Source organism: Bradyrhizobium sp. SZCCHNR1015, from assembly GCF_032489875.1.
Taxonomy (GTDB): domain Bacteria; phylum Pseudomonadota; class Alphaproteobacteria; order Rhizobiales; family Xanthobacteraceae; genus Bradyrhizobium.
In genome coordinates, this window is record NZ_JAUEYW010000008.1 from 17558 (window position 1) to 43138 (window position 25581).

24 protein-coding genes are annotated in these 25581 nt (G+C 65.4%); 9 read left to right on the forward strand and 15 right to left on the reverse strand.

All coding sequences use genetic code 11. From position 1 onward, the window contains the following. Window positions 1-467: 467 nt before the first annotated feature. The 4 genes from QX128_RS14995 to QX128_RS15010 all read right to left on the reverse strand — a co-directional run bounded on the left by QX128_RS14995 (window position 468) and on the right by QX128_RS15010 (window position 4680). Window positions 468-824, reverse strand: coding sequence for a Zn-ribbon domain-containing OB-fold protein (locus tag QX128_RS14995; protein WP_315803145.1), 357 nt, complete (start codon window positions 822-824; stop codon window positions 468-470). After that, window positions 821-1957 carry a thiolase family protein gene (locus QX128_RS15000; RefSeq protein ID WP_315803144.1) on the reverse strand — a complete coding sequence of 379 codons (1137 nt, stop codon included), beginning with the start codon at window positions 1955-1957 and terminating at the stop codon, window positions 821-823. The genes QX128_RS14995 and QX128_RS15000 overlap by 4 nt, the downstream gene beginning before the upstream one ends. A gap of 346 nt (window positions 1958-2303) precedes the next feature. Next, a complete protein-coding gene (locus tag QX128_RS15005; RefSeq protein WP_316237825.1) occupies window positions 2304-3470 on the reverse strand; it encodes an acyl-CoA dehydrogenase family protein in 1167 nt (388 codons plus the stop codon). A gap of 4 nt (window positions 3471-3474) precedes the next feature. Continuing rightward, on the reverse strand, window positions 3475-4680 hold the full coding sequence (locus tag QX128_RS15010) for a CoA transferase (RefSeq protein WP_316237826.1): 1206 nt from the start codon (window positions 4678-4680) through the stop codon (window positions 3475-3477). 264 nt (window positions 4681-4944) lie between these two features. Here QX128_RS15010 and QX128_RS15015 point away from each other — a divergent pair, with 264 nt between their 5' ends. Further along, a complete protein-coding gene (locus QX128_RS15015; RefSeq protein WP_011926088.1) occupies window positions 4945-5370 on the forward strand; it encodes a GFA family protein in 426 nt (141 codons plus the stop codon). A 792-nt stretch (window positions 5371-6162) separates the two neighbouring features. Here QX128_RS15015 and ybaL read toward each other — a convergent pair. After that, window positions 6163-7902: a YbaL family putative K(+) efflux transporter gene (ybaL, locus tag QX128_RS15020; protein WP_316237827.1), complete on the reverse strand. Its 1740-nt coding sequence runs from the start codon at window positions 7900-7902 to the stop codon at window positions 6163-6165. Window positions 7903-8067: 165 nt separating this feature from the next. Between ybaL and QX128_RS15025 the strand changes: the two genes are divergently transcribed. Next, on the forward strand, window positions 8068-8631 hold the full coding sequence (locus QX128_RS15025) for a DinB family protein (RefSeq protein WP_316237828.1): 564 nt from the start codon (window positions 8068-8070) through the stop codon (window positions 8629-8631). Between the two features lie 84 nt (window positions 8632-8715). Here QX128_RS15025 and QX128_RS15030 read toward each other — a convergent pair whose 3' ends face one another. The 7 genes from QX128_RS15030 to QX128_RS15060 all read right to left on the reverse strand — a co-directional run bounded on the left by QX128_RS15030 (window position 8716) and on the right by QX128_RS15060 (window position 16526). Beyond that, window positions 8716-9270: a GNAT family N-acetyltransferase gene (locus tag QX128_RS15030; protein ID WP_316237829.1), complete on the reverse strand. Its 555-nt coding sequence runs from the start codon at window positions 9268-9270 to the stop codon at window positions 8716-8718. Between the two features lie 169 nt (window positions 9271-9439). Continuing rightward, entirely contained in the window at window positions 9440-10609 is a 1170-nt protein-coding gene (locus QX128_RS15035) for an acetyl-CoA acetyltransferase (protein WP_315803139.1), read from the reverse strand. A gap of 72 nt (window positions 10610-10681) precedes the next feature. Beyond that, entirely contained in the window at window positions 10682-11665 is a 984-nt protein-coding gene (gene denD / locus QX128_RS15040; RefSeq protein WP_316237830.1) for a D-erythronate dehydrogenase, read from the reverse strand. A 271-nt stretch (window positions 11666-11936) separates the two neighbouring features. Continuing rightward, window positions 11937-12872 (reverse strand): carbohydrate ABC transporter permease, encoded by a 936-nt coding sequence (locus QX128_RS15045; RefSeq protein ID WP_316180726.1) that lies wholly within the window; start codon window positions 12870-12872, stop codon window positions 11937-11939. After that, window positions 12869-13825 (reverse strand): sugar ABC transporter permease, encoded by a 957-nt coding sequence (locus QX128_RS15050; RefSeq protein ID WP_315803136.1) that lies wholly within the window; start codon window positions 13823-13825, stop codon window positions 12869-12871. Before QX128_RS15050 ends, QX128_RS15045 begins: the two co-directional genes overlap by 4 nt. Window positions 13826-14072: 247 nt before the next feature. After that, window positions 14073-15395 (reverse strand): ABC transporter substrate-binding protein, encoded by a 1323-nt coding sequence (locus QX128_RS15055; RefSeq protein ID WP_315803135.1) that lies wholly within the window; start codon window positions 15393-15395, stop codon window positions 14073-14075. A gap of 69 nt (window positions 15396-15464) precedes the next feature. Then, on the reverse strand, window positions 15465-16526 hold the full coding sequence (locus QX128_RS15060) for a sn-glycerol-3-phosphate ABC transporter ATP-binding protein UgpC (RefSeq protein WP_315803134.1): 1062 nt from the start codon (window positions 16524-16526) through the stop codon (window positions 15465-15467). Between the two features lie 288 nt (window positions 16527-16814). On the opposite strand from QX128_RS15060, the gene QX128_RS15065 reads away from it, so the two are divergent. The 7 genes from QX128_RS15065 to QX128_RS15095 all read left to right on the forward strand — a co-directional run bounded on the left by QX128_RS15065 (window position 16815) and on the right by QX128_RS15095 (window position 23289). Continuing rightward, window positions 16815-17894: a LacI family DNA-binding transcriptional regulator gene (locus QX128_RS15065; RefSeq protein ID WP_316237831.1), complete on the forward strand. Its 1080-nt coding sequence runs from the start codon at window positions 16815-16817 to the stop codon at window positions 17892-17894. Between the two features lie 138 nt (window positions 17895-18032). Next, complete coding sequence (locus QX128_RS15070; protein WP_316216298.1) at window positions 18033-19856, forward strand: IlvD/Edd family dehydratase; 1824 nt, start codon at window positions 18033-18035, stop codon at window positions 19854-19856. Window positions 19857-19993: 137 nt separating this feature from the next. Further along, the gene (locus tag QX128_RS15075) at window positions 19994-20728 is read left to right on the forward strand and encodes an SDR family oxidoreductase (protein ID WP_315803131.1); all 735 of its coding nucleotides are present in this window, start codon (window positions 19994-19996) and stop codon (window positions 20726-20728) included. 126 nt (window positions 20729-20854) lie between these two features. After that, window positions 20855-21601, forward strand: coding sequence for an SDR family NAD(P)-dependent oxidoreductase (locus QX128_RS15080; RefSeq protein WP_316216297.1), 747 nt, complete (start codon window positions 20855-20857; stop codon window positions 21599-21601). 97 nt (window positions 21602-21698) lie between these two features. Then, window positions 21699-22088, forward strand: a complete 390-nt coding sequence (locus QX128_RS15085) for a GFA family protein (protein ID WP_316237832.1) — start codon at window positions 21699-21701, stop codon at window positions 22086-22088. A gap of 54 nt (window positions 22089-22142) precedes the next feature. Next, window positions 22143-22823 carry a site-2 protease family protein gene (locus QX128_RS15090; RefSeq protein ID WP_316216295.1) on the forward strand — a complete coding sequence of 227 codons (681 nt, stop codon included), beginning with the start codon at window positions 22143-22145 and terminating at the stop codon, window positions 22821-22823. Between the two features lie 61 nt (window positions 22824-22884). Further along, window positions 22885-23289: a hypothetical protein gene (locus QX128_RS15095; protein WP_316180740.1), complete on the forward strand. Its 405-nt coding sequence runs from the start codon at window positions 22885-22887 to the stop codon at window positions 23287-23289. Between the two features lie 42 nt (window positions 23290-23331). Here QX128_RS15095 and QX128_RS15100 read toward each other — a convergent pair whose 3' ends face one another. Genes QX128_RS15100 through exbB form a run of 3 tightly spaced genes read right to left on the reverse strand, consistent with a single transcriptional unit; the run spans window position 23332 to window position 25574 of the window. Beyond that, entirely contained in the window at window positions 23332-24123 is a 792-nt protein-coding gene (locus QX128_RS15100) for a TonB family protein (protein WP_316237833.1), read from the reverse strand. A 14-nt stretch (window positions 24124-24137) separates the two neighbouring features. Further along, complete coding sequence (locus QX128_RS15105) at window positions 24138-24608, reverse strand: biopolymer transporter ExbD (protein ID WP_316237834.1); 471 nt, start codon at window positions 24606-24608, stop codon at window positions 24138-24140. A gap of 6 nt (window positions 24609-24614) precedes the next feature. Beyond that, a complete protein-coding gene (gene exbB / locus QX128_RS15110) occupies window positions 24615-25574 on the reverse strand; it encodes a tonB-system energizer ExbB (protein WP_316237835.1) in 960 nt (319 codons plus the stop codon). Window positions 25575-25581: the final 7 nt, after the last annotated feature.

Consider the following 25581-nt stretch of genomic DNA (forward strand, 5'->3'; position numbering starts at 1 on the left):
AACCGTCGATGAACGCCGAGTGGGGACTCGCAAAGCGGACATCGAAGTGGGGTGTTCCGAGTAAAATTCCAGCCGACGTAGCGTGTGTATTTGCGCCACGGAGAGTCGTGTCCAGTGTCCAGGGAGGAAACGGCATGAAGGAAGCCACTAAGAGGGCAACGTCGGAGGCACTCGCGCATATGCTGGCGGTGACGTCCATGATCGTCATCGCCAGCGTCCTGTTCTACGGGCGATGAAGGGCTGTCTGGAGGTTCTGCGTCGCAGTTTCTTCATCGCCCGTAGGTAGGGTTGTGAGCTTGATTGCTCACGCGAACGACCGAGTTGAGTTGCGTTTGAGTTAGTGAGCGTAGCGTAACAGTATTGCGTCAATCGCGCGGCGATCCGGGTCGGGACGAATTTGTGATGCGTATCGTCCCGCCTCGGCCGCCCGCGGTCGACCTCTCCCGACGTCGCCCTGTTTTCCATCATCATTTGGCTTTCCCGAAGTAAGGCACGATGCCGCCCGCGAAGGTGACGAAGCGGGCCGTGACGGGATCGCCGATCGCAAGTTCGTGGTCGCCATGGGCCATGATGCGAAAGCCCTCGCGCATATCCACCAGCACGATGTTGTAGGGCACGTGCGCGCGCGTCTCCGGCGTCGCCGCGCGGCACACGAGTGATGCCGCATAGATGGTGCCTTCACCCGTCGCCGCGTGGTCGGTCAGCGCAAGCGAGCCGCAGGCCGCGCAGAAGTCGCGGCGGAAATACTGCAGGTGGGCGCAGCACGCGCAGCGCTGAAAGCGAATCGCTGCAACACCCCTGGTCCAGTCCGCCGATTCGCTCATCGCACACGCTCCCAGAACATGCTGACATGCGACGACAGCACGCCGCCATCGCCGTGCAGCAGCGCCAGCTCTGCTTCGCGTACCTGGCGAGGTCCGGCGCGCCCCGTCATCTGCAGATGCGCTTCGCTCAGATGCGCCATGGCGCCGCCGACGCCGCAATGGCCGTAGCTCAAGAGGCCGCCATGGGTGTTGAGCGGCACGGCGCCGTCGCGGCCGAAATGACCGGCCCTGACCCGCGCCGCCGCCTCGCCGCGGCCGGCCAGGCCAAGATCCTCGAGCAGCATGCAGAGCGTGATGGTGAAGCTGTCATAGACGGCGGCGTAGTCGACGTCCTTGATGTCCACACCCGCTGCTGCCTTCGCCTTCGCGATCGCAATCTCGGCGCCGAGCGCGCTCAGGGCCGGCGCCGCCGTGACGTGCTGATGCGTGTGCGCCTGGGCGCAGCCGCGCACGCGCACCGCCGTCGCTCCGGTCGGCTCGCGGCTGATGATGATGGCGGCGCCGCCGTCGGAGACCGGACAACAGTCGAGCAGCTTCAGCGGCCGCGCGACCGGCTTCGATGCCATGACGTCGGCCACCGTGATGGACTCGTGAAATTGCGCACCGGGATGATCCAGCGCGTGCGTCCGCATCAGGACGGCGAACTCCGCGAGATCCTGTTCGGTGACGCCGTATTCGTGCATGTAGCGCGAGGCGACGAGGCCGTAATAGGCAGGGATCGTCGGCCCGAGCGGCAACTCATAGTCGGGATGGCCGACTTGCGCCAGCGCCTGGATCGAGGCGTCGCGGCTCTGCCCGGTCAGGCGGTTCTCGCCGGCGACGACGAGCATGTGTCTGACGACGCCGGCTTCGACCAGATGATGCGCCAGCATCACCATCGCGAGGCCGGTGGCGCCGCCGACCTGCACGGCGTGGGCATAGGAGGGCGTGATGCCGAAATGCTCGGCGAACACGGTGGCAAGCATGATGTGCGGCGACACCGTGGAATAGCCGCACAGGATGCCGTCGATGTCACGCCGTGTCAGCCCGGCATCGTCGAGCGCAAGCTGCGCGGCCAGGCTCATCAGGTCGAGCGAGGAGCGGCCGTCGTGACGGCCGAACGAGGTGAGGCCGGTGCCGGTGATGTAGGTCATCGTGCCACTCGCTCCCCCGTCATTCCGGGGCATCGCGCAGCGATGAACCCGGAATCTCGAAATGAGAGACGATCGTGCACGACAAGCTCGAGATTCCGGGTTCGCGACTTCGTCGCGCCCCGGAATGACGAGGTCTGACGTACAGAGTCTATTTTTGATCGAGGACGATGCTCCGAGGACAACTGCGCTCCCCTCCCCCTTGCGGGGAGGGGTTGGGGGTGGGGGTAGCCACACAACGAGTCTTTGTGGGGTACCCCCCTCCCTGCCCCTCCCCCACAAGGGGGGAGGGAATGCTGGCATTGTGCGTCCATCACGCCTGCGTTCGCCATCTCAGTGCAATTCATCCTCAATACGATTTCGGCAGGCCGAGGACCTTTTCGGCGATGAAGCTCAGGATCAGTTGCGGGCTGATTGGGGCAATGCGGGGGATCAGGGATTCGCGCAGGTAACGTTCGACGTGGTACTCGCGCGCGTAGCCGAAGCCGCCGTGAGTCATCACCGCCTGCTCGCAGGCGTGGAAGCCGGCCTCTGCAGCGAGATATTTGGCGGCGTTCGCCGCTGGCCCGCACGCCATGCCCTGGTCATATTGCCAGCCGGCCTGCAGCACCATCAGCCAGGCCGCCTCCAGCTCCATCCAGTTCTTGGCCAGGGGATGCTGGATGCCCTGGTTCTGGCCGATCGGGCGGTTGAACACGTTGCGCGTCCGCGCATAGGCTGACGCGCGCGACAGCGCGAGCTGGCCGAGGCCGACGGCTTCGGCCGCGATCAGGATTCGCTCCGGGTTCATGCCGTGCAGGATGTAGTCGAAGCCCCGGCCCTCCTCGCCCAGCCTATCCTCGACTGGAATTTCAAAATCCTCGAAGAACAGCTCGTTGGAGTCGACCGGCTTGCGGCCCATCTTCTCGATCTCGTGCACCTTGATGCGGCCGCGATCGAAATCGGTGTAGAACAGGCTGAGCCCATGGGTCGGGCGCTGCACCTCCTCGAGCGGCGTGGTCCGCGCCAGCAGCAGGATCTTCTCGGCGACCTGCGCGGTCGAGATCCACACCTTCTGGCCGTTGACGATGTAGCGGTCGCCCTTGCGCACGGCGCGCGTCTTGAGCTGTGTGGTGTTGAGGCCGGTGTTCGGCTCGGTCACGGCGAAGCACGCCTTCTCGCTGCCATCGACGATGCGCGGCAGCATCCGCGCGCACTGCTCTTTGGTCCCGAACACGACGACCGGATTGAGCCCGAACACATTCATGTGGATCGCCGAGGCACCGGACATGCCGGCGCCCGATTCCGCGATGGTCCGCATCATGATCGCGGCATCGAGGATGCCGAGACCGGAGCCCCCATACTCTTCGGGGATGCAGATGCCGAGCCAGCCGGCCTCGGCCAGCGCCTTGTGGAAGTCGGCGGGAAAGCCGCCCTCCTTGTCCTTCTTCAGCCAATAGGTGTCGTCGAAGCGCGCGCAGATTTTCGCCACCGCATCGCGGATCGATTCCTGGTTGGCGGAGAGTGCGAAATCCATGCGCTCACTCCATGGCTGGCGGCGGCATCGTCGCGCCGTCGCGGATCATCGCTGCGATCTCGTCCTGCGAGAAGCCGAGCTCGCGCAGAATGGCCTCACCATGCTCGTTCGGCCGCCCCGCCAGATGCTGCGGCTCGGCCTTGGTCTCGGACCAGGTCGCCGACACGCGGGTGCTGCGGATCGGGCCTTCGGTCGGATGCTGGACGATGGGAAAGAAATCCGTCGCGACGAGATGCGGATCGTGCAGCAGGCTTTCGAGATCGTGCATCGGCATGACCGGAATGTCGGCCTTATCCAGCAATACAGTCCATTCCGCAGTGCTGCGCGTCTCGAAGATGCGCGCGAGCTCGGCATAGACGATGTCGATGTTGGCGGCGCGACGGGCAAAGCTGTTGAAGCGGTCATCGGCGCGGAGGTCGGTGCGGCCGGATGCTTCGAAGAACGCGTCCCATTGCTTGTCGTTGTAGACGATCACGCAGATGTGGCCGTCGGCGGTCTTGTAGGGCCGGCGGTCCTGCGACAGATGCCGGGCGTAGCCGCCGCGGTCCAGCGGCGGCTCATAGGTGAGACCGCCCATGTGATCGCCCATGATGAAGGCCGACATGGTCTCGAACATCGGCACGTCCAGGCGCTGGCCGCGGCCGGTGCGGTCGCGATGCACAAGGCTGGCGCAGATTGCGCCGACCGCCGTCAGGCCGACGATGCGGTCGACCAGGGCATTCGGCACATAGCGCGGCGTGCCGTCGCCGGCGACGGCCATCAGGTGAGACAGCGCCGCCCCGCCCTGGATCAGGTCGTCATAGGCCGGCTTGGCCGCATAAGGTCCGTTCTGGCCGAAGCCGAACACGCCGGCATAGACCAGCCGTGGATTCAGCGCGGCGACCACCTCGTAGCCGAGGTTCAGCCGTGCCATCGCCTGCGGACGGATGTTGTAGAGCAGGACGTCGGCATCCTTGACCATGCGCAGCACGGCTTCCCGTCCCGCCGGCTTCTTGAGGTCGAGGCAGATCACGCGCTTGCCGCGGTTGGTGTTGAGGGTCACCGGCCCCATGCCGGGATGACGCCAGGGGCCGATCTTGCGGGTGACGTCGCCGTCGGGTGATTCCACCTTGATCACGTCGGCGCCGTAGTCGCCGAGCGTCTGGGCGGCATACGGCCCCATCAGCACGGTGGTCATGTCGATGACCTTGATGCCGGCAAGCGGTCCCATCGCGGCGTCAGCTCCCTCGTTCGTCGTTATGGACAGAGCTAACGGCACACCCGGTTCCGGGGCAAGCGGGCGCGCGCGTATGGGGCCATGCGTGGGATTGCGCCGTCGCAACATTCCGCCGCGCGGATCACTGCCGGACGCCCGCCGTTGCATCGCACCAGATGTTCCGTGCCAACACCTGCATTCTGCGATTCCCTTTCGCCGGGCAGCTGTGTCAGCATGGCAGTCCAACATCCAAAAAGACGATTGAGGGAGAACGCTGTCATGACGCTGTATCAGGGCAAATGCTTCTGCGGCACGGTCGAGCTCGAGGCCGATGGCGAGCCGGAGGCGATGGGTTATTGCCACTGCTCGTCCTGCCGCTCCTGGTCGGCCGGCCCCGTCAACGCCTTCACCTTGTGGAAGCCTTCGAACGTGCGGGTCACCAAGGGCGCGGAGGCGATCGGCACCTATCACAAGACCGACATGAGCCACCGCAAGTACTGCACCAAGTGCGGCGGTCATCTGATGACCGACCATCCGCCGCTCGGCATGATCGACGTCTATGCCGCGACCATTCCGACCTTGAAGTTCACGCCCGGCGTCCACGTGAACTACGCGGAGAGCGTGCTGCCCATCAAGGACGGCCTGCCGAAGCTGAAGGATTTTCCGGCCGAGTTCGGCGGCTCCGGCGAGATGATGCCGGAGTGAGCCAAGGTTCGCTTTCAACAGGCGGGCAAGCATCACCGGCCTCGCGACAGGATTTGTCCGAGCTCTGCTGATCGATGTGGCCCTCTCTTGAAAAAGAGGGCGCAGGGAAGGCCGGGTGCCGACTGGCACCCGTGGCCCCCGTGCGAAAGAAAGCACGGGGAGAGAACCACAGGTTCAGCCGGATCAACCCGGCCCTCCCTGCGCGATGGTCTTCACGCTTATTTCGCGCTCTCCTCGGTGCACCGGCTTTTGGCCACCGTCGCCCTTGGGCTCATCATCACCCGCAGGCTTGGCATCAGCGTCGGGATGCCGGGACCACGCGACTTCACGTCCGCAACCTGCCGTTCGTCCACGCGAGCCAAGCTGCGCTGCGACACGTCGCGGCCACCGCATCCCTGCCTCAACGTTCGTGACGATCGCGAAGCGCCCCTCGTGGCGAAGCAGGATGGCGGGAGTGAACCATACTTTCTGGAAAAGCGAAACAACTATATTTTTCGCTCAGGGACTGGACACGCCAAATCAGCTTGATCGCGCAGGCAAAATTCGCCGCTCGGCGCAACCACAGCCACCGTCATTCCGGGCAAGGCTGCAGGCCTTGAACCCGGAATCTCGATCTTGTCTTGCATCTCGTGCAAACCAGCTCGGGATTCCGGGTTCAATCGTCAACGCGCAAGCGCCTTGACGATTGCCCCGGAATGACACTGAGAGTGAGGTTGCCGCGGCGGAAAAGGCATTGTTGGCAAAGCCGCGTCCCGAAGACTTGTAGCGACATCGCCCGCCGGCGTGATCAGCTCAAATCGGGATACTCTCCGCTCGCTGCGGCGCCAGCTCCGGCGCTGGATCAGGCGGCCGCGTATCCAGCTCCTCGATCATGCCGCGCGCGATCTCGCGCTCGCCCATGATCACCATATCGGCGCCGAGGGATCTGAGATGCTCGACCTCGGCATCGGAATGGGCGCGCGCCACGATGTGCAGCGCCGGATTGGCGGCGCGGGCCTGCTCGACGATCTGTCCGGCCTCGAACGCCTCGGGAATGGCAATGACGAGCGCATGCGCGCCGGCCAGATTCGTCGCCCGCAGCACGTTGCTGCGCGCGGCGTTTCCGGTGATGGTCTCGACACCCGCGCTCTTCAGCTGCTTCAGGATGTCCTCCGACGTTTCCACCGCAAGGAACGGATGCCCGCGCTGCTGCAGCGCCTCGCCGACGAGGCGTCCGACGCGGCCATAGCCGACGATGATCGTGTGCTCGGTCAGTTGCGTCACCGGGATCTCGGCCGGCGGTGTTGCTGAAGGCGTCGAGGCATCGGCCCGGCGGCGCTCCAGCCGCGGCATCAGCCAATCGAGCGCGGCGAACATCAGCGGATTGAGCATGATCGAGATGATGGCGCCGGCCAGGATCAGGTCGCGCCCGGCTTTCGGCAAGAGATTCGAGGCGCCGCCGATCTCGGCGAGGATGAAGGAGAATTCGCCGATCTGCGCAAGGCTCGCGGAGATCGTCAGCGCGGTCGAAGCCGGACGGCGGAAAGCGATCACGATCAGGAACGCGGCAACCGACTTGCCGAACAGGATGATGAACAAGGTCGCGAGCAGCGGCCAGGGCTCGCGGATCACGCTTCCCGGATCGAACAGCATGCCGGCGGAGACGAAGAACAGCACCGCGAAGGCATCGCGCAGCGGCAGCGATTCCTGCGCGGCGCGCTGGCTCAGCGGGGACTCGCCGAGCATCATGCCGGCGAAGAAGGCGCCGAGCGCGAGCGACACGCCGAACAGCTTTGTCGAGCCGAAGGCGACGCCGAGCGCGATGGCGAGCACCGCCAGGCGAAACAGCTCGCGCGAGCCGGTGTGGGCGATGTAGTGCAGGATCCACGGGATCAGGCGGCGGCCGACCAGCAGCATCACCGCCATGAACACGCCGATCTTGACGAAGGTCAGCAGCAGCACGCCGGTCAGCCCGAGCCCGAAGCGGGCGGCGAGCGGATCGGCGGCGGCGACGTCGCCATTGCCGTTCTGCAGGCTGGCAAAGGCCGGGATCAGCACCAGCGCCAGCACCATCGCGAGATCCTCGACGATGAGCCAGCCGACCGCGATGCGGCCGCGCTCGGTGTCCATCAGCCGGCGCTCCTGCATCGCGCGCAGCAGCACCACGGTGCTGGCGACCGAGAGCGCGAGACCGAACACGAGGCCCCCGCCGATCGACCAGCCCATCGCCCAGCTCAAGGCCATGCCCATCAGGGTCGCCACCGTGATCTGCACGATCGCGCCGGGCACGGCGATGGCGCGCACCGACATCAGGTCCTTGAGCGAGAAATGCAGGCCGACGCCGAACATCAGGAGAATGATGCCGAGCTCGGCGAGCTCGGTCGCCAGCGCCTGGTCGGCGACGAAGCCGGGCGTGAACGGACCGACGGCGACGCCGGCGAGGAGGTAGCCGACCAGCGGCGGGAACCGGAACCGCTGCGCGAGCGCTCCGAAGACGAAGGCCAGTCCAAGGCCGGCGACGATGGTCGCGATGAGGGGTGTGTCGTGCGGCATCTCAACTTGTTGCACAGGAGGCGCAGCGATGCACCGCGACCAATTGTGGCAGAGTTCCGCAAATGCGCATGGGGATGGTGCACGGACGGCTGCGGAAATCGGTGGTGAATGGCGTCATCAGTTCCGTATGATGTGAAGCGAGCCATCACGGGGTGCCCTGTCCCAATGCCCGCCGATCTTGTTCAGACGTTTCGCGCCTTCGCCTATAACAACGCCTGGGCCAATCACCGGCTGCTGACCTCCTGCGGCCAGCTCAGCGCCGAGGACTTCGCCGCCGAGCGCACCGGCTTCTTCCCGAGCCTGCAGAAGACGCTGAACCACATCTACATCATCGACCTGTTCTACGTCGACGCGCTGGAAGGCGGCTGGCTCGGCCCGATGGCGTGGCAGAACCAGGTGCCGTTCCCGCGTCTCTCCGATCTCGTCAAGGCGCAGGGCGCAATGGACCGCCGGCTGATCGCATTCTGCGAGGCGCTGACGCCGGCCCGGCTCGACGACACCGTCCGCATCAACCGCGAGAGCCGGGTGCAGAACGAGCGCTGCGACCGGCTGCTGCTGCATCTGTTCCAGCACGACATCCATCACCGCGGCCAGGCGCATGCGATGCTGTCGGCGACGTCGGTGAAGCCGCCTCAGCTGGATGAGTTCTTTCCGGCCGATGACGCCGGCCTGCGCGCGAAGGATTTCGCCGAGCTGGGGTTCAGCGAGGAGAAGATCTGGAAGCCGTAGCCCCGATGACTGCGCACGACGCACACTCTCTCCGTCATTCCGGAGCGCGCGCTGCGCGAGCCCCGGAACGACGAGGAGGAGAGATCAGCGCGAGGCGCCTTCCCACAGGGCGCGCGGGAGCCGGTACATCACTTGCCGGCGCAACGGGCTGTCCGCCTCGACGCGCGGATGATCGAAATCGGAGGCCTCGTCCCTGATCATGCCGAGCTTGCGCATGACGTTCTGCGAGGCTTCGTTGGCCGGCGCGGCGTAGGCGATAATCTCATCAAGACCGAGCCGATCGAAGCCGAAGGCGAGCGATGCGCGCGCGGCTTCCGTCGCGATCCCCCGCCCCCAGGCCGCGCGCGCGAGCCGCCAACCGATCTCGACCGCCGGCGTGAACGGCGCATCGAAGAACACGCGAAATAAGCCGGTTGCTCCGAGGAAGCTGCCGGTGGCGCGGTCTTCGACCACCCAGAAGCCGAAGCCGTGCTCGGCCCAATGCTTGATCTGAAAATCGATCCACTGATCGCAGGCCTGCCGCGTCGGCAGCGCGCGCAAGTATCGCATCACCGCGGTATCCGCCGACATCGCCGCAAACGGCGCGCGATCATCGTCGCACGATTTGCGCAAGATAAGGCGGTCGGTTTGGATGATCATGACAGATCACTGAGGAGGCTGACGACCAGATTACCCTGCCTTGAAGCCCCCCCTGGGTCACCGTCATTGCGAGGAGCGAAGCGACGAAGCAATCCAGAGTCCCGCGCGCGGCCCTGGATTGCGTCGCTGCGCTCGCAATGACGGTGGATGGCCCCTCTTGAAACGCAGCCTACTTCGTCGGCTCCAGAATCGACACGTAGTTGGCCACCGCGGCGCCGCCCATGTTGAAGATGCCGCCGAGCTTGGCGTTGGGGAGCTGCATGCCTTCGGGCGCGGTGCCGGTGAGCTGCATCGCCGTCATGACGTGCATGGAGACGCCGGTGGCGCCGATCGGGTGACCCTTGGCCTTGAGGCCGCCGGACGGATTGACCGGCAGCTTGCCGTCCTTGAGCGTCCAGCCCTCCTTGATGGCGCGGGCGCCCTGCCCCTTCGGGGTCAGGCCCATCGCCTCGTACTCGATCAGCTCGGCGACCGTGAAGCAGTCATGGGTTTCGACGAAGGAGAGATCCGACAGCGTGACGCCGGCTTTCTCCAGCGCGCGCTGCCAGGCCACGGTGCAGCCCTCGAAGGCGAGGATGTCGCGCTTGGACATCGGCAGGAAATCCTGCGCATGCGCCGTGGCGCGCACGTTCACCGCCTTGGCGAACGATTTTGCCGTCTCGCTGTCGGTCAGCACCAAAGCGGCGGCGCCGTCGGAGACCAGCGAGCAGTCGGTGCGCTTCAGGGGGCCGGCGACATAGGGGTTCTTGTCGCTCTCGGAGCGGCAGAACTCGAAGCCGAAATCCTTGCGCATCTGCGCATAGGGATTGGCGACGCCGTTCTTGTGGTTCTTGGCCGCGATCAGCGCCAGCGCGTCGGACTGGTCGCCATATTTCTGGAAGTAGCCCTGCGCGATCTTGCCGAACACGCCGGCGAAGCCGCCGACGGTGTCGCCGTCCTCCGGAAGATAGGAAGCCTTGAGCAGGTTCTTGCCGATCTCAGGCCCCGGCGTGCGCGTCATCTGCTCGACGCCGACGACGAGCACGATCTTGGCGGCACCGGCGGCGATGGCGCGGATGCCCTGGTGCACGGCGGCCGAGCCGGTCGCGCAGGCGTTCTCGACCCGCGTCGCGGGCTTGAAGCGCAGCGCAGGATCGGCCTGCAGCACCAGCGAGGCGGTGAAGTCCTGCGGTGAGAAGCCGGCGTTGAAATGGCCGAGCACGATCTCGTCGACGTCGCCTGCCGAAATGCCGGCATCGGCGATCGCCTCATTGGCGACCTTGACGACGAGGCTCTCGACGGTCTCGGCGTCGAACTTTCCGAACGGCGTATGCGCCCATCCGACGATGCTGGCGGTCATGATTTCTCTCCCGAATGTCTCCCTGCTCAAATGGCGCTTTGCGCCATTGGAGTCCAGAGGCTGGTGGCGTTCTCAGGCCACGAACTTACCACCGAGCTCGTCCTCGATGTGAATCCGGATGATGTCGTCGAACGTCTTTTCCTCGGTGGTGAAGCCGAGCTCGCGGGCCCGCTTGGCCTCGAAAGTCCGCGGCCAGCCGGCGACGATGCCGATGATGAACGGATCCGGCTCCCGCCTGATGCGGGCCGCGACGTTGTCGCCGGCGACGCGCCGGAGCGCGGCAATCTGCTCGCCGACGGTGGCCGTCAGGCCGGGCATGGTGAGGTTCCGGCGCGGCCCGATCTTGGCCGTATTCATCGTCGCGGCATGCAGCAGGAAGCCGACCGCCGAACGCGGCGTGGCATGCCAATGCTGGACGTCCTCGGACACCGGCAGCACGGCCTCCTTGCCGGCGAGCGGCTCGCGCAGGATGTTGGAGAAGAAGCCCGAGGCGGCCTTGTTCGGCGCGCCGGGGCGGATGCAGATGGTCGGCAGGCGAATGCCGACGCCGTCGAAGAAGCCGCGGCGGCTGTAGTCGGCCAGCAGGAGCTCGCCGATCGCCTTCTGGGTGCCGTAGCTGAGCAGCGGCGCATTGACGAACTCGTCGCCGATGGCGTCGGGGAACGGCGCGCCGAACACCGCGATCGACGAGGTGAAGACCAGGCGCGGCTTGTAACCGTCGCCGATCAGCCTGACCGCGTCGAACAGCATCCGCGTGCCGTCGAGATTGATGCGGTAGCCCTTGTCGAAATCGAGCTCGGCCTCGCCGGAAACGATCGCGGCGAGATGGAAGATCACGTCGGGACGCGCGGCGACCAGCTTCTCGGCGAAGCCCGGCACGGCAAAGTCGCCGGCGATGGTCTCGACCGCGATGGGCGTGTCGGGCTTCGCCGGCGCGACGATGTCCTGCAAGGTCATACGGGTGATGGCCGCCTGGCCGAGGCGGCCGTCGCGGACCAGACGCTCGACCAGCTTGCGTCCGACCATGCCGGCGGCGCCGAGAACGAGAATATGCAAGGGGATGCTCCTTGTTTCTTGTTGTTTCACCAAGCGCGACGACGATCATCGACGCAAAGCGGTGCTCATGACTGCGCCCTCTCCCCTTGTGGGAGAGGGCTACACTGCCAGTGCCGCACGCTCGCTTGGGTGAGGGGTTTGGTCCCACAAACTCCGCCATCGCGGAGAGAGACCCCTCACCCGGCGGCGCGCTTCGCGCGTCACCACCCTCTCCCACAAGGGGAGAGGGTGCACCGCCCGTGCGGTGAGATTGAAGTGCTGTGCGAGCGCCCTACTCCTTCACCGCGCCGGTCATGGCCGACACATAATGCTCGACGAAGAAGGCGTAAAGGATGACCAGCGGCAGCGAGCCGACCAGGGCGCCGGCCATCAGCGATCCCCATTTGTAGATGTCACCGTCGACGAACTCGTTGACGATGGCGACCGGCACGGTCTTGTTCGGCGTCGACTGCAGGAAGGTCAGCGCGTAGATGAACTCGTTCCAGCACAAGGTGAACGAGAAGATGAAGGCCGAGATCAGGCCGGGCACGGCGAGCGGCACTACGATCTTGACCAGGATCTGCCAGCGGCTGGCGCCGTCGATCAGGGCGCATTCCTCGAGCTCGAAGGGGATCGTCTTGAAGTAGCCCATCAGCAGCCAGGTCGAGAACGGGATGAGCAAGGTCGGATAGACCAGGATCAGCGACAGCGGCGAGTCGAACAGCCCGTAGGCCTGGATCACCGAGGCCAGCGGGATGAACAGGATCGACGGCGGCACCAGATAGGCGAAGAAGATCAGCACGCCCACCGTGTCGGCGCCCTTGAAGCGCAGCCGCACGATCGCATAGGCCGCGAGCACGGATGCGAAGATCGACAGCGTGGTGGCGCCGACCGCGACATACATCGTGTTCCACAGCCAGCGCGGATACTGCGTCTCGAACAGCAGCTTCGAGATGTGCTTGAAGGTCGGATGCACCACCCAGAACGGGTTGTACTTCTCCATGTCGATCAGCTGCTCGTCCGGTTTGATCGACGTCAGCCCCATCCAGTAGAACGGGAACAGCAGCACCAGGAGAATGATGCCGAGCGGCAGATACAGCGTGATCAGCCGTCGCGGCAGCGACTCGAGATAGCTCATGCCCTCGCTGTCGTCGTCGGCCGCGAGCGCGGCCGCCGTCGTCGTGGCGTTGGATTGCGTCTTGGATTGCAGCGCAGCAGTCTCGGTCATTGGTCGGATCCTTGCTGCCATTTGCGCCGTTGCATGCCGAACCAGGAGATCGCGATCGCCGCGAGCAGGAACGGGATCATGGCGGTGGCGATCGCTGCACCCTCGCCGAGGCGGCCGGAGATGATGCCGCGCTGATAGCTCAAGGTCGCCATCAGGTGGGTGGCATTGACGGGACCGCCGCGGGTCAGCGCCCAGATCAGCTGGAAATCGGTGAAGGTGAACAGTACCGAGAACGTCATCACCACCGCGATGATCGGGGTCAGCAACGGATAGGTGATGAAGCGGAAGCGCTGCCAGCTGGTGGCACCGTCGAGCGTGGCGGCCTCATACAGGGAGGGCGAGACGGTCTGCAGGCCGGCCAGCAGCGTGATCGCGACGAACGGTACGCCGCGCCAGATGTTGGCGATGATCACGGAGGCGCGTGCCCAGTTGGTGTCGCCCAGGAAGTTGATGTTCTGGCTGATGAGGCCGAGCTTGATCAGCGACCAGGAGATGATGGAGAACTGGGAATCGTAGATCCACCAGAACGCGATCGCCGACAGCACCGTCGGAACGATGAAAGGCACCAGCACGATCGCACGGACCATGGCCTTGAACGGCATCCGCCGGTTCAACAGCAGCGCCAGATAGAGGCCGATCGCGAATTTGATGGCGCTTGCGACGATCGTGTAGAGCAGCGTGTTGAACACCGCGAGCCAGAAGATCGCGTCATCCCACAGCCACTCGTAGTTCTCCAGCCCGACGAAGACGCCGGCGCGGCCGATCTTCTCGTCGGTGAAGCTCATCCAGACGCCGAGGCCCAGCGGATAGGCCAGGAACAGGATCAGGAATGCTGCCGCCGGCAGCATGAACCAGAGCGCGACGAAGTTGCGGTTGGTCTTGATGCGTTCCCACGCGGAGGGCTCGCCGGTCACGGCCGCGCCACGTGGCAGCGAAGTCTGAATGGTACTCATCGTATCGAGCAGCTCCCTTCGAACCTTGGGATGGGCAAACCGCAGCATGCCCACCGGCGTTCGGGACGGATGGTTCTGGTCCGCCATTGCGAGAAGCCCCCCGGGTCTCGCCGTCGGCGAGCCCGTGGGCAGGCTCCGTGACGAAGCAATCCAGAGTCGAGCGCACTGCCCTGGATTGCTTCGCTTCGCTCGCAATGACGGCGAGCACGGCGGGTTGCGCCCTTGCCCACCCTACGCAGTCATCACCTCAGCGGAAGATGCGCTTGGCGGAGCGCTCGGCGCTCGCCATCGCCGTCTTCACGTCCTCGCGGCCCGTGCAGTAATTCGCGAACATGTCGACCACGACGAAGTCGGCGATCGCGGCGGCTGCCGCCTCGCCGAGCTTGCCGACGCCGGCCGGCGTGACAGCCGTCGCCGCGACGTCGCGATACGGCGTGTTCTTCGGATCGGCGGTCCAGATCGGGTTGGCGTCGTAGGCCTTGAGGAAATGCGACAGGTAGCCCTGCGCCGCCTCGATCCACGGGTTGAACTGCTCCGGCTCCAGCAGGAAGGCCGTGAACGCCTTGCAGGTCTGCGGGAACTTGGTGAAGTTGTAGATCAGGATCGGGAAGCCGAGATGCAGCTCGCGGGTCTTGCCGTCGAGGCCCGCCGGCAGATGCGCGTGGTTCATGTCCTTCGCGACTTCCGGATTGTCCTTCTTCGCCGCGACGTAGATCGAGATGCCGTTCACCGTCAGATAGAGCTGTCCGGCCACGAACGCCTTGTTGTTGGACGAGTCGTTCCACGACGCGGTGCCCGGCACGAAATTGTCGTACAGGCCCTTGACGTATTCGAGCGCCTTGGCGGTCTCCGGCGAGTTGATGACGACCTTGTTGTCCTTGTCGATCAGGTTGCCGCCATGCGCCCACAGCGCCCAGTGCAGCCAGCCGTTGGCGTCGCCCGAGGCGTGGCCGAGCGCCATGCCGCCCGGCGTGCCGTTCTTGTTCATGCCCTTAACAAGGTCGGCGAAGCCCGCGAGATCCTTCGGAAACTCCTTGTGGCCGGCCTTCTCCATCGCCGAGATGCGGTAGTTGACGAGGCCGCCGGTGGCCGCCACCGGGATGCCGATCCACTTGCCGTCGAGCATGCCGTAGGCCTTGCCCGAGTCGGTCCAGCCGCCGCACTTCTTGCCGAGATAGTCGGCCACGTCGCTGACATCGGTGACCTTGTTGGAGAACAGGAACGGCAAGGTGTAGAGGCCCCACACCATGTCGAGGCCCTGACCGGTGTTGGCGGCGACCGAGGCCTTCGGCTGGATGTCGTCGTAGGATTCGTTGGAGACGTTGATGGTGACGTTGTTGGCCTTCTGGAACGCATCGACGATCTTCATGAAGGCCACGTCCTCGGCCTCGACGAAGCGCTTCCAGCGCAGAAGATTGATCTTGGCACCGGCTTCCGGCTTCCACGGCGAGGTCTGCGCCCAGGCTTTGGCATAGCCGAGCAGTTCGTCGGCCGACATCGTCGCCGCGGCCGCCAGCAAGGTCGCGCCACCCTTGAGCAGGGACCGGCGATCGGTGGGGAAATGAGTCATCTGAAGTTTTCTCCCGTTGAGTATTTGCTTGTTTTGTTTGTTGTCAGTTCTGCGCCTCGAGCGCCCGGATCAGAGTCTCCGGCCGCTGTCCTTGTCGAACAGATGCGCCGCCGACGCGCGCGGGCGCAAATGGATCTTCTCCCCGGGATTGACCTCGTGGCGGTCGCGGAAGACCGCGATGATGTCCTGGGTGCCGATGCGGGCGACGATCTGCGTCTCCGAGCCGGTCGGCTCGACGACGACGACCTCGGCCTCGATGCCGTCATCGGCAAGCTCCAGATGCTCGGGCCGCACGCCGTAGACCACGGGGCGACCGTCGGAGGCGGCCGGCGCGGTCAGCAGCGGCAGCTTGGCGCCGTTGTCGGTCTCGACATAGACCGAGCCGTTCGACTTGAGGTGGCCGTTGAGGAAGTTCATCGCCGGCGAGCCGATGAAGCCGGCGACGAACTGGTTGTCCGGCTTGTCGTAGAGATCGAGCGGCGAGCCCATCTGCTCGACGATGCCGTCATGCATGACGACGATCTTGTCGGCCATCGTCATGGCCTCGATCTGGTCGTGAGTGACGTAAACGGTGGTGGTCTTGAGCCGCTGATGCAGCTCCTTGATCTCGGTGCGCATCGCGACGCGCAGCTTGGCGTCGAGATTCGACAACGGCTCGTCGAACAGGAACACCTGCGGATCGCGCACGATGGCGCGGCCCATCGCGACGCGCTGGCGCTGGCCACCGGAGAGCTGGCGCGGATAGCGGTCGAGCAGCGGCGTCAGCGCCAGGATCTCGGCGGCGCGCGCGACGCCCTTCTTGATGTCCTCGGGCCGTGCGCCGCGCAGCTTGAGCGAGAAGCCCATGTTGTCGGCGACGGTCATGTGCGGATAGAGCGCGTAGTTCTGGAACACCATCGCGATGTCGCGCTCTTTCGGCTGCACGTTGTTGACGACGCGTTCGCCGATCGAGATGGTTCCGGAGGTGATGTTCTCGAGCCCTGCGAGCATGCGCAGCAGCGTCGACTTGCCGCAGCCGGACGGCCCGACCAGCACGACGAACTCGCCATCCTCGATCGGAATCGTCACGCCGTGCAGCACCTCGAATCCGCCGAATGATTTGCGCACGTCGCGAATTTGCACCGACGACATCAATTTCCTCCTCAAAGACCGACAGCATTAGCTGCTTGCCGGCGGCATTCTGACCGTTGTTCTCGGCCGTTTGATCAGGCCGTTTGTCGTTTTGTAGTCCTGGTCGTGCAGTCTTGTGCTTGGTGGTCTTGTTGTTGGCTCCGGTCGCTCCGACTGGCTCCGAAACAGGGCCAGCTCGGCTGGCATTGTCCGCAGTTCAGTTCGCTTCCGCAATGTCTCGCTTAGCAACCGCGTGATAGCGCTGTCAATATCGCTTGTGTACCAGACCGCCTATGCTATGAGCGAGGCATGGGACGGAAACGCATCGAGCCGGGCAAAGTCCGGCTGACCGAAGTTGCGGCACTGGCGGGCGTCAGCCCGATCACGGTGTCACGCTTCTTCCGTAATCCCGCCACGGTCTCGGCCGCCCGCCGCACGCGGATCGAGAGCGCCGCCAAGGAGCTCGGCTACGTGCCGAACCTCGCCGCGCGCGCGCTCGCATCGCAGCGCACCGAAGTGATCGGCGTGCTGATACCGTCCCTCACCAACAACGTGTTCTCCGACGTGCTGCGCGGCATCTATGATGCGTTCGAAGGCAGCCGCTACAGCATCCAGCTCGCCAACACCCGCTACAGCGTGTTGCAGGAGGAGCGCCTGCTGCGGTTGTTCCTGATGCAGAAGCCGGCCGGCCTGATCGTGACCGGTCTCGACCAGACGGCGGAGAGCCGGTTGATCATCCAGGCGGCGGACTGTCCCGTCGTGCAGATCATGGAGCTCGGCGCCGAGCCGATCGACATGATGATCGGATTTTCGCACGTCGATGCCTGTTTTGCAGCCATTTCACACCTTCTCGCGCAGGGCTGCCGCCGCATCGGCTTCATCGGCGCCCGCATGGACCCAAGGGTGCAGCGCAGGCTGCAGGGCTATCAGAACGCGATGAAGGAGGCCGGTTTGTTCGACCCGCGTCTCATCGTCACGGCGCCTGTTCCGACCTCGACCACGATGGGCGGCAGCCTGTTCTCCGATCTGCTGATGAAGGCGCCGGATCTCGATGCGGTGTTCTGCGCCAATGACGATCTCGCGCTCGGCGTGCTGTTCGAATGCCAGCGCCGGCACATCGCGGTGCCCGAGCAGATCGCGATCGTCGGCTTCAATGACATGGAATTCATGGCCGCGGCGGTTCCGACGCTCACCAGCGTGCGCACCAATCGCTACGAGATGGGTCGGCGTGCGGCGACGATGATCATGGACGCCGTGGAAGGCCGTCCCGTGGCGCAGCGTGTCGTCGATCTCGGCTTCGAGGTGATCGAACGGCAGAGCTCGACCTTGCAGCGCGGCACCGCAAATCCGCAGCCTGCGTCGGGGCGCGCTGCCGGAACAAAATGGTAGCGCAACCAAAAACCATGCACTAGAACCACTCGAACCAACAACGACTTGAACGAAAGACGTAGGCGATCCTCGACAGCGGGCCGATGGCGCACAGACGACGGACCGGCCTCGCCACGTTTGCACTGCGGGAGAAAACACATGACGAACTCGAACGGGCATGCCGGCAACGGCGCTGACAAGAGCCGCAAGCTGCGCTCGCAGGCGTGGTTCAACGATCCGCACAATCCGGGCATGACCGCGCTCTATCTCGAGCGCTACCTGAATTACGGCCTGACCCGGGCTGAGCTGCAGTCGGGCAAGCCGATCATCGGCATTGCCCAGACCGGCAACGATCTCTCGCCCTGCAACCGCCACCACATCGAGCTGGCGCACCGCGTCCGCGAGGGCATCCGCGCCGCTGGCGGCATCGCGATGGAATTTCCGACCCATCCGATCCAGGAGACCGGCAAGCGCCCGACGGCCGCGCTCGACCGCAACCTCGCTTATCTCGGCCTGGTCGAAATCCTTTTCGGCTATCCGCTCGACGGCGTGGTGCTGACCACCGGCTGCGACAAGACGACGCCGGCCTGCCTGATGGCCGCGGCGACCGTGAACATCCCCGCCATCGTGCTGTCGGGCGGCCCGATGCTGAACGGCTGGCACGAGGGCCAGCGCACCGGCTCCGGGACCGTGGTGTGGAAGTCGCGCGAACGGCTCGCCGCCGGCGAGATCGGCTATGAGGAGTTCATGGAGATCGTCGCCTCCTCGGCGCCGTCGGTCGGCCATTGCAACACCATGGGCACGGCCTCGACGATGAATGCGCTGGCCGAGGCGCTCGGCATGTCCCTGCCCGGCTGCGCCGCGATTCCAGCTCCGTATCGCGAGCGCGGCCAGATCGCCTACGAGACCGGAACGCGCATCGTCGACATGGTGTGGGAAGACCTGAAGCCGTCGGACATCCTGACGCGCAAGGCATTCGAGAACTGCATCGTCGCCAACTCCGCGATCGGCGGCTCGACCAACGCGCCGATCCACATCAACGCGCTGGCGCGCCATGTCGGCGTCGAGCTCGACATCGACGACTGGCAGAAGGTCGGCCACGACGTGCCGCTGCTCGTCAACATGCAACCGGCCGGCTTCTATCTCGGCGAGGAATTCCATCGCGCGGGCGGCGTGCCGGCCGTGATCGGCGAGTTGATGCGGCACAAGCGCATCCACGAGGATGCTGTGACCGTCAACGGCCGCAGCATGGGCGACAATTGCCGCGACGCCGCCAAGCCGGACAACGACGTGATCTGGTCCTACGACAAGCCGCTGGTGAAGGATGCCGGCTTCCTGGTGCTGCGCGGCAACCTGTTCGATTCCGCGATCATGAAGACCAGCGTGATCTCCAAGGAGTTCCGCGACCGCTATCTCGTCAATCCGAAGGACCCGAACGCCTTCGAGGGCCGCGCCATCGTGTTCGAGGGTCCGGAGGACTATCACGACCGCATCGACGATGCATCGCTCGAGATCGACGAGCACTGCGTGCTGTTCATCCGCGGCGCCGGCCCGATCGGCTATCCCGGCGGCGCCGAAGTGGTGAACATGCAGCCGCCGGCAGCGCTGATCAAACGCGGCATCCTGTCCTTGCCCTGCATCGGCGACGGCCGGCAATCCGGCACCTCGGGCTCACCGTCAATTCTCAACGCGTCGCCAGAGGCCGCCGCCGATGGCGGGCTCGCAATCCTCAAGACCGGCGATCGCGTGCGCATCGACCTCAACAAGGGCTCGGCCAACATCCTGATCTCGGACGAGGAGCTTGCGACGCGGCGCGCCGAGCTGAAGGCCAAGGGCGGCTTCCCACACCCCGCCAACCAGACGCCGTGGCAGGAGCTCTATCGCAACACCGTCGGCCAGCAGGCCACCGGCGCCTGCATGGAGCTTGCCACGCGCTATCACAACATCGCTGGCACTGTCGGCGTGGCAAGGCATAATCACTAGACACGCCGCGCAAAGCCGGCCACCGTCATTGCGAGGAGCGAAGCGACGAAGCAATCCAGAGCCGCGCGCGCAGCCCTGGATTGCTTCGCTGCGCTCGCAATGACGAAAGAATCAACGAGCATCCCAAGGGAGACCCCATGTCCGACCGCCTCAAGGGCAAGCGCGCCTTTGTCACCGCCGCCGCAGCCGGCATCGGCCGCGCCTGCGCGATCGCTTTCGCGCGTCAGGGCGCGACCGTGTTCGCCACCGATATCGATGAGAACGGCCTGAGCACGCTGAAGAGCGAAGGCATTGCCGAGGTCGCGACGCTCGACGTGCGCAACACCGCGGCCGTGAACGCGATGGCCGATCGCGTCGGCAAGGTCGAGATCCTGCTCAACGCTGCCGGCTTCGTGCACAACGGCACCATCCTCGACTGCTCCGACGACGACTGGGATTTCTCGTTCGACCTGAACGTCAAGTCGATGCATCGCACGATCCGCGCCTTCCTGCCTGACATGCTCGATCAGGGCGGCGGCGCCATCGTCAACATCGCCTCCGCCGCCGGCGTGTTCAAGGCGGCACCGAACCGCTACGTCTACGGCGCGACCAAGGCGGCGGTGGCGGCGCTGACGCGCTCGGTCGCAGCCGATTTCGTCGGCAAGAAAATCCGCTGCAACTGCATCTGCCCCGGCACGATCGAAACGCCCTCGATGCTCGGACGCGCGGCCTCGGCCGGCCCGAACGGGCTCGAGATGTTCATCTCGCGCCAACCGATGGGCCGGCTCGGCACGGCGGAGGAGATCGCCCATCTCGCGGTCTATCTCGCCAGCGACGAGAGCGCGTTCACGACCGGCGTCGCGCACACCATCGACGGCGGCTGGACACTGTAGCTTCTCCTCATCCTGAGGAGCCGCGCAGCGGCGTCTCGAAGGATGAGGCCCGGATGTCAGGGGCCTCATGGTTCGAGACGCGCTGCGCGCTCCTCACCATGAGGGTCGAAAGAGGAGTCTTTCTTCATGAACCACATCGATCTCGCCAACCGCTGCGCCGTCGTCACCGGCGGCGCGCAGGGCTTTGGCCGCGCCGTCACCGAGCGCTTCAAGGCCTCCGGGGCCAAGGTCGCGATCTGGGATCACGACATCGCGCTGGCGGAGAAGACCGCGCAGGAGATCGGTCCGGAGGTGCTGGCGCTGCAGGTCGACGTCACCGACACCAAAGCGGTCGAAGGCGCGCGTGACGCGACGCTGGCCGCGTTCGGCAGCATCGACATCCTGGTCAACAATGCCGGCATCGCCGGCATCAACAAGACGGTGTGGGAGACCGATCTCGAGGAGTGGCGCAAGGTGCTGCGCATCAATCTCGACGGTCCCTTCATCTGCGCCAAGACGATCGTGCCGGTGATGCTGAAGCAGGGCTATGGCCGCATCGTCAACATCGCCTCGATCGCCGGCAAGGAAGGCAACCCGAACGCTGCGCACTACTCGGCGTCAAAAGCCGGCCTGATCGCGCTGACCAAGTCGCTCGGCAAGGAGCTGGCGCAGCACAACATCACGGTCAATGCGGTGACGCCGGCGGCGGCGAAGACCGCGATCTTCGACCAGATGACGGACGCGCACATCAACTTCATGCTGTCGAAGATCCCAAAAGGCCGCTTCGTGCTGGTGGAAGAGCTCGCCGCGCTGGTGTCCTGGCTGGCCTCGGAAGAGTGTTCGTTCTCGACCGGCGCCGTGTTCGACATTTCCGGCGGCCGCGCGACCTATTAGTTTGCGGCGGGGTGGGCAAAGGTGCCATCGCAGACGGCGATGGGCCCACCTTCGTCTCGCTGGCGATACGGATGTCCCGATCCATGGAGCTTGCCTGATGACCCACCATGGCGGCTGCTTCTGCGGCGCGGTGCGCTTCCAATGCACGGGCGAGCCGATCAATGTGCGCGTCTGCCATTGCCGCAACTGCCAGCGGGCGACGGGCGCGCCGTTCTTCGCCCGCGCGCTGTTCTCGCACGACGCTTTGACGATCACCGGCGAAACCGCGCGCTTCCCCTCCTCCGACGCGCTCGACCGCATGTTCTGCCCGCGCTGCGGAGTCAGGCTGTTCTCATGGCGCACCACGCGCCCGGTGGTCGGCGTGGCCCTGGCCTGCTTCGACGACCGCAACGCCTTTGCCCCGACCGAGCACATCTGGGTCTCGGAAAAGATGGATTGGGTGCAGCTCAGCGACGGCCTGCCGCAATTTCCGGAAAATCCCGCGTAGCATCAAGGAACCATCGTGCCTATGTAGGGCACAACGCGTCCGGAAACCCGATCCTTGAACATCTCGCTCTACGGCATTTCCGTCTGGATCCTGCCGATCATCATCGCCATCACCTTTCATGAGGCTGCTCACGCCTTCGTCGCGTGGCGGTTCGGCGACGAGACCGCGTTGCGACTCGGTCGCGTCAGCTTCAACCCGGTCCGGCACATCGATCCGTTCGGCACGATTCTGCTGCCGGGCATGCTGCTGCTGTCCGGCTCGCCGTTCCTGTTCGGCTACGCCAAGCCGGTGCCGGTCGATTTTCGCAATCTGCAGCCGCTCCGCGCCGGCATGGTGATGGTGGCGCTGGCGGGACCCGCCACCAACATCGCGCTCGCGCTGGCGGCGGGACTGGCGTTCCACGCCCTTCCGCTGGTTCCACCTGAGGCCGCGCGGTGGGTGGCGAGCAATCTATGGAATATTTTCTCGTTCAACATTCTGCTCGCCGTGTTCAACATGCTCCCGATACCGCCGCTCGACGGGGGCCGGGTCGCGGTCGGTGTCCTGCCGGCGGTGCTGGCGCGGCCGCTGGCCCGGCTCGAGCCGTACGGCATGCTGATTCTGATCGGATGCCTGATCCTCCTGCCGCTGGCGGGTTCCCAGTTCGGTCTCAATCTTGATCTTGTGTCGGGGCTGCTCCGCGCCACGACCGATTCTCTGAAGCAACTGCTTCTGCTATTGACGGGTAATGCCTAGATCTACCCGTCAGGGATGGTAACGAACGAGCCCCGAGGCACTCTTGGTCAAAGCCGCCGACATGATGATCGCACGCCGCGCCGACACCCGCGCCCGTGCCGATTTCGCGACCTGGAAGATGATCGCCAAGCTGAACGGCGCCTCCGGCCTGCCGCCGGCGGCGCAGGAATTCCTGGCAAGCTACAAGGCCCGCCTCGGCGACATGCCGGAGGACGAGGCGACCGAGGCCACCATCCGCGAGATGTACAAGGCCTATTATGCCGAGATGGGCGGCGGCGGCGCCCCACCCGAAGTCAAGCCGGTCACAGCTGAGCCGGTGACCGACAATGTCACCGCCTTCCGCAAGCTGCCGCCGAAGCCGAAGGCGGCGCAAAGCGGGACGACCGCTCCGCGCAAGCTGCCGGTCGGGCTGATCTTCGCCGCGCTCTGCGTGGTCTATGTCGGGATCAGGCTGTATTGGCAGTGACGCTCGCGGCCGGCCGTGAGAGGTCGGCCGCTCGTCCTGGCGTCAGGTCTTGGTCGCCGGGAACTTGACGACGATGTTGAACGGGATCTCGTCGTCGGAGACTTGCGCCGGCGGCTTGGGGAACGGGTCGGAGCGGCGGACCATCGCCACGGCCTCGCGGTCGTAGTCCGGATCTCCGGACGATTGGATCACGTCGACAGAGATCACGTTGCCGCGGCGGTTCAGCTTGAACGACACCCGCACGCTGCCGCCTTGCGTCTTGCCGGCCGGATATTTCTGGTTCTTCTTCACGATCAGGCTGAGCTTGCGCTGCCAGTTCGTCGTCTGCGGATCCCGGTCCTTGCCCATGCCGGTCGGATCGGGCGCCTTGACCCGCTCGGCGTCGGGCACCTTCGCATCGAGCGTCTTCCGCGAGCTGTCGATGGCCGAGTCGTGCGCCTCGGAGGCGTTCGTCTCGACGGCGGCGACCTTCTCCTCCTCCGTCGGCTTCTTGACCTCGGTGGGCGAGACCCGCTGGTCGGCCTCCTCCGTGGTGGTTGGAACACCCTTCTGCAGATCCGCCTGCTCGGTCTCGGCCTTCTGCTCCGGGGTCGCGACCGAAGCCGTCTCCGCGACGGAATCGACGCCGTTGGGCAGATCGTTCTCCTCGACCTTCGGTGCAGCCAGCTCGACATCGATGACGTCAGCGGCGGTGCCGAGCCCGCCGCCGTCATCGTCGCCATGGGCCGTGGTCAGCGCCACCGCGACGCCGCCGACATGGAGCGCGACGGCCACCATCGCGGCCGCGAACCACGCGACCCGCGAAGTCGAAAGTCCGGTCTCGAGGTCACTCATCTCAGAACGGCCGCTCAGGGTTGTGGCGCCGGCGTAGCAGCGGCGTCACCCGGCGCGCCCGGCACGCGCTCCAGCGCCACCAGCTTGAATTTATAGCCGGCACTGCGCAGCAGCTCCAGGACCTCCATGACCTCGCCATAGGGCGCCGCGCGGTCGCCGCGCAGGAACACGGTTCGGTCGTCCGCGGCGTGATCGGCCATCACCCTGTTCAGCTCGGACAGCAGGTCGACCCGCTTCACGGGGTTCTCGCCGATCGCCAGCGTGAGGTCGGGCTTGATCGAGACGTAGGTCGGCTTGTCCGGCTTCTTCTGCGGCGTCGCCGTCGACGACGGCAGATCGATCGGAAGGTCGACGGTCGAGAGCGGCGCGGCCACCATGAAGATGATCAGCAGCACCAAGATGACGTCGATGAACGGCGTCACGTTGATGTCATGGGTCTCGTCGAAATCGTCGTCGAGATCGCCTTCGGAGAGCGAGACGGCCATCGTCGGCTACTCCGCGGCCCGGACGTGAAGGCCGCCATGGCTGCGATCGAGATCGCGGGAGCCGCGATCGAGATCGCGCGACAGCAATCGTCCGGTCGTGCCGGAGGCGCGGTTGACGAGCTCGAGATAGCCCTTCGTGACGCGCGAAAAGTGATTGTAGATGATCACGGCCGGAATCGCCGCGGCCAGACCGATCGCGGTCGCCAGCAGCGCCTCGGCGATGCCCGGCGCGACCACCGCGAGGTTGGTGGTCTGCGATTTCGAAATGCCGATGAAGCTGTTCATGATGCCCCAGACGGTGCCGAACAGCCCGACGAACGGCGAGATCGCGCCGACGGTGGCGAGCAGGCCCATGCCGGTGCGGACGCGGCGCGCTTCGGCGCGGACGATCTCGGTGAAGCTCGAGGCCGCGCGCTCCTTGATGCCCTCGTCACTGCCGAGCCCGGCCGAGAGCCGCGCCTCGGTAATCGCAGCCTGCAGCAGCACGGTCGCGACGTTCTTGCCCTGTCCGAGCGCGAGCTGGGCCTCGGCCAGCGACTTCGCTCCGGTCAATTTGCGCAGCGCCCCGACCAGCCGGCGGCGCAGGACGGAAAATTCGAGGCTCTTGGCGATCAGGATCGTCCAGCTCGCGACCGAGGCCAGCGCCAGCATGATCATGACCGCTTTGACGACGATATCGGCCTTGAGAAACATGCCGAGCGGCGACAGCTCGTCCAGCCCGGTGGTTACCGACTTGCCAGTTCGGGTGGCGCTCTCGCTGCCCGCCGGCGCGGCGGTCGTTGCGGCCGCCTGTCCCGACGCGGGCGGCGCCATCGTCTGCGCCGTGCCCGGTGCCGGCGCGGCAAGATCGGTCGAGACCGCCGGCGCGGACCTGGCCGGCTCCTGCTGCGCATGTGCAGGTAGCCCCGCAGCAACAGACAGACATGACAGGACGATTGCAAACCTAACGAGGAACGATGTCATCATATCTCGG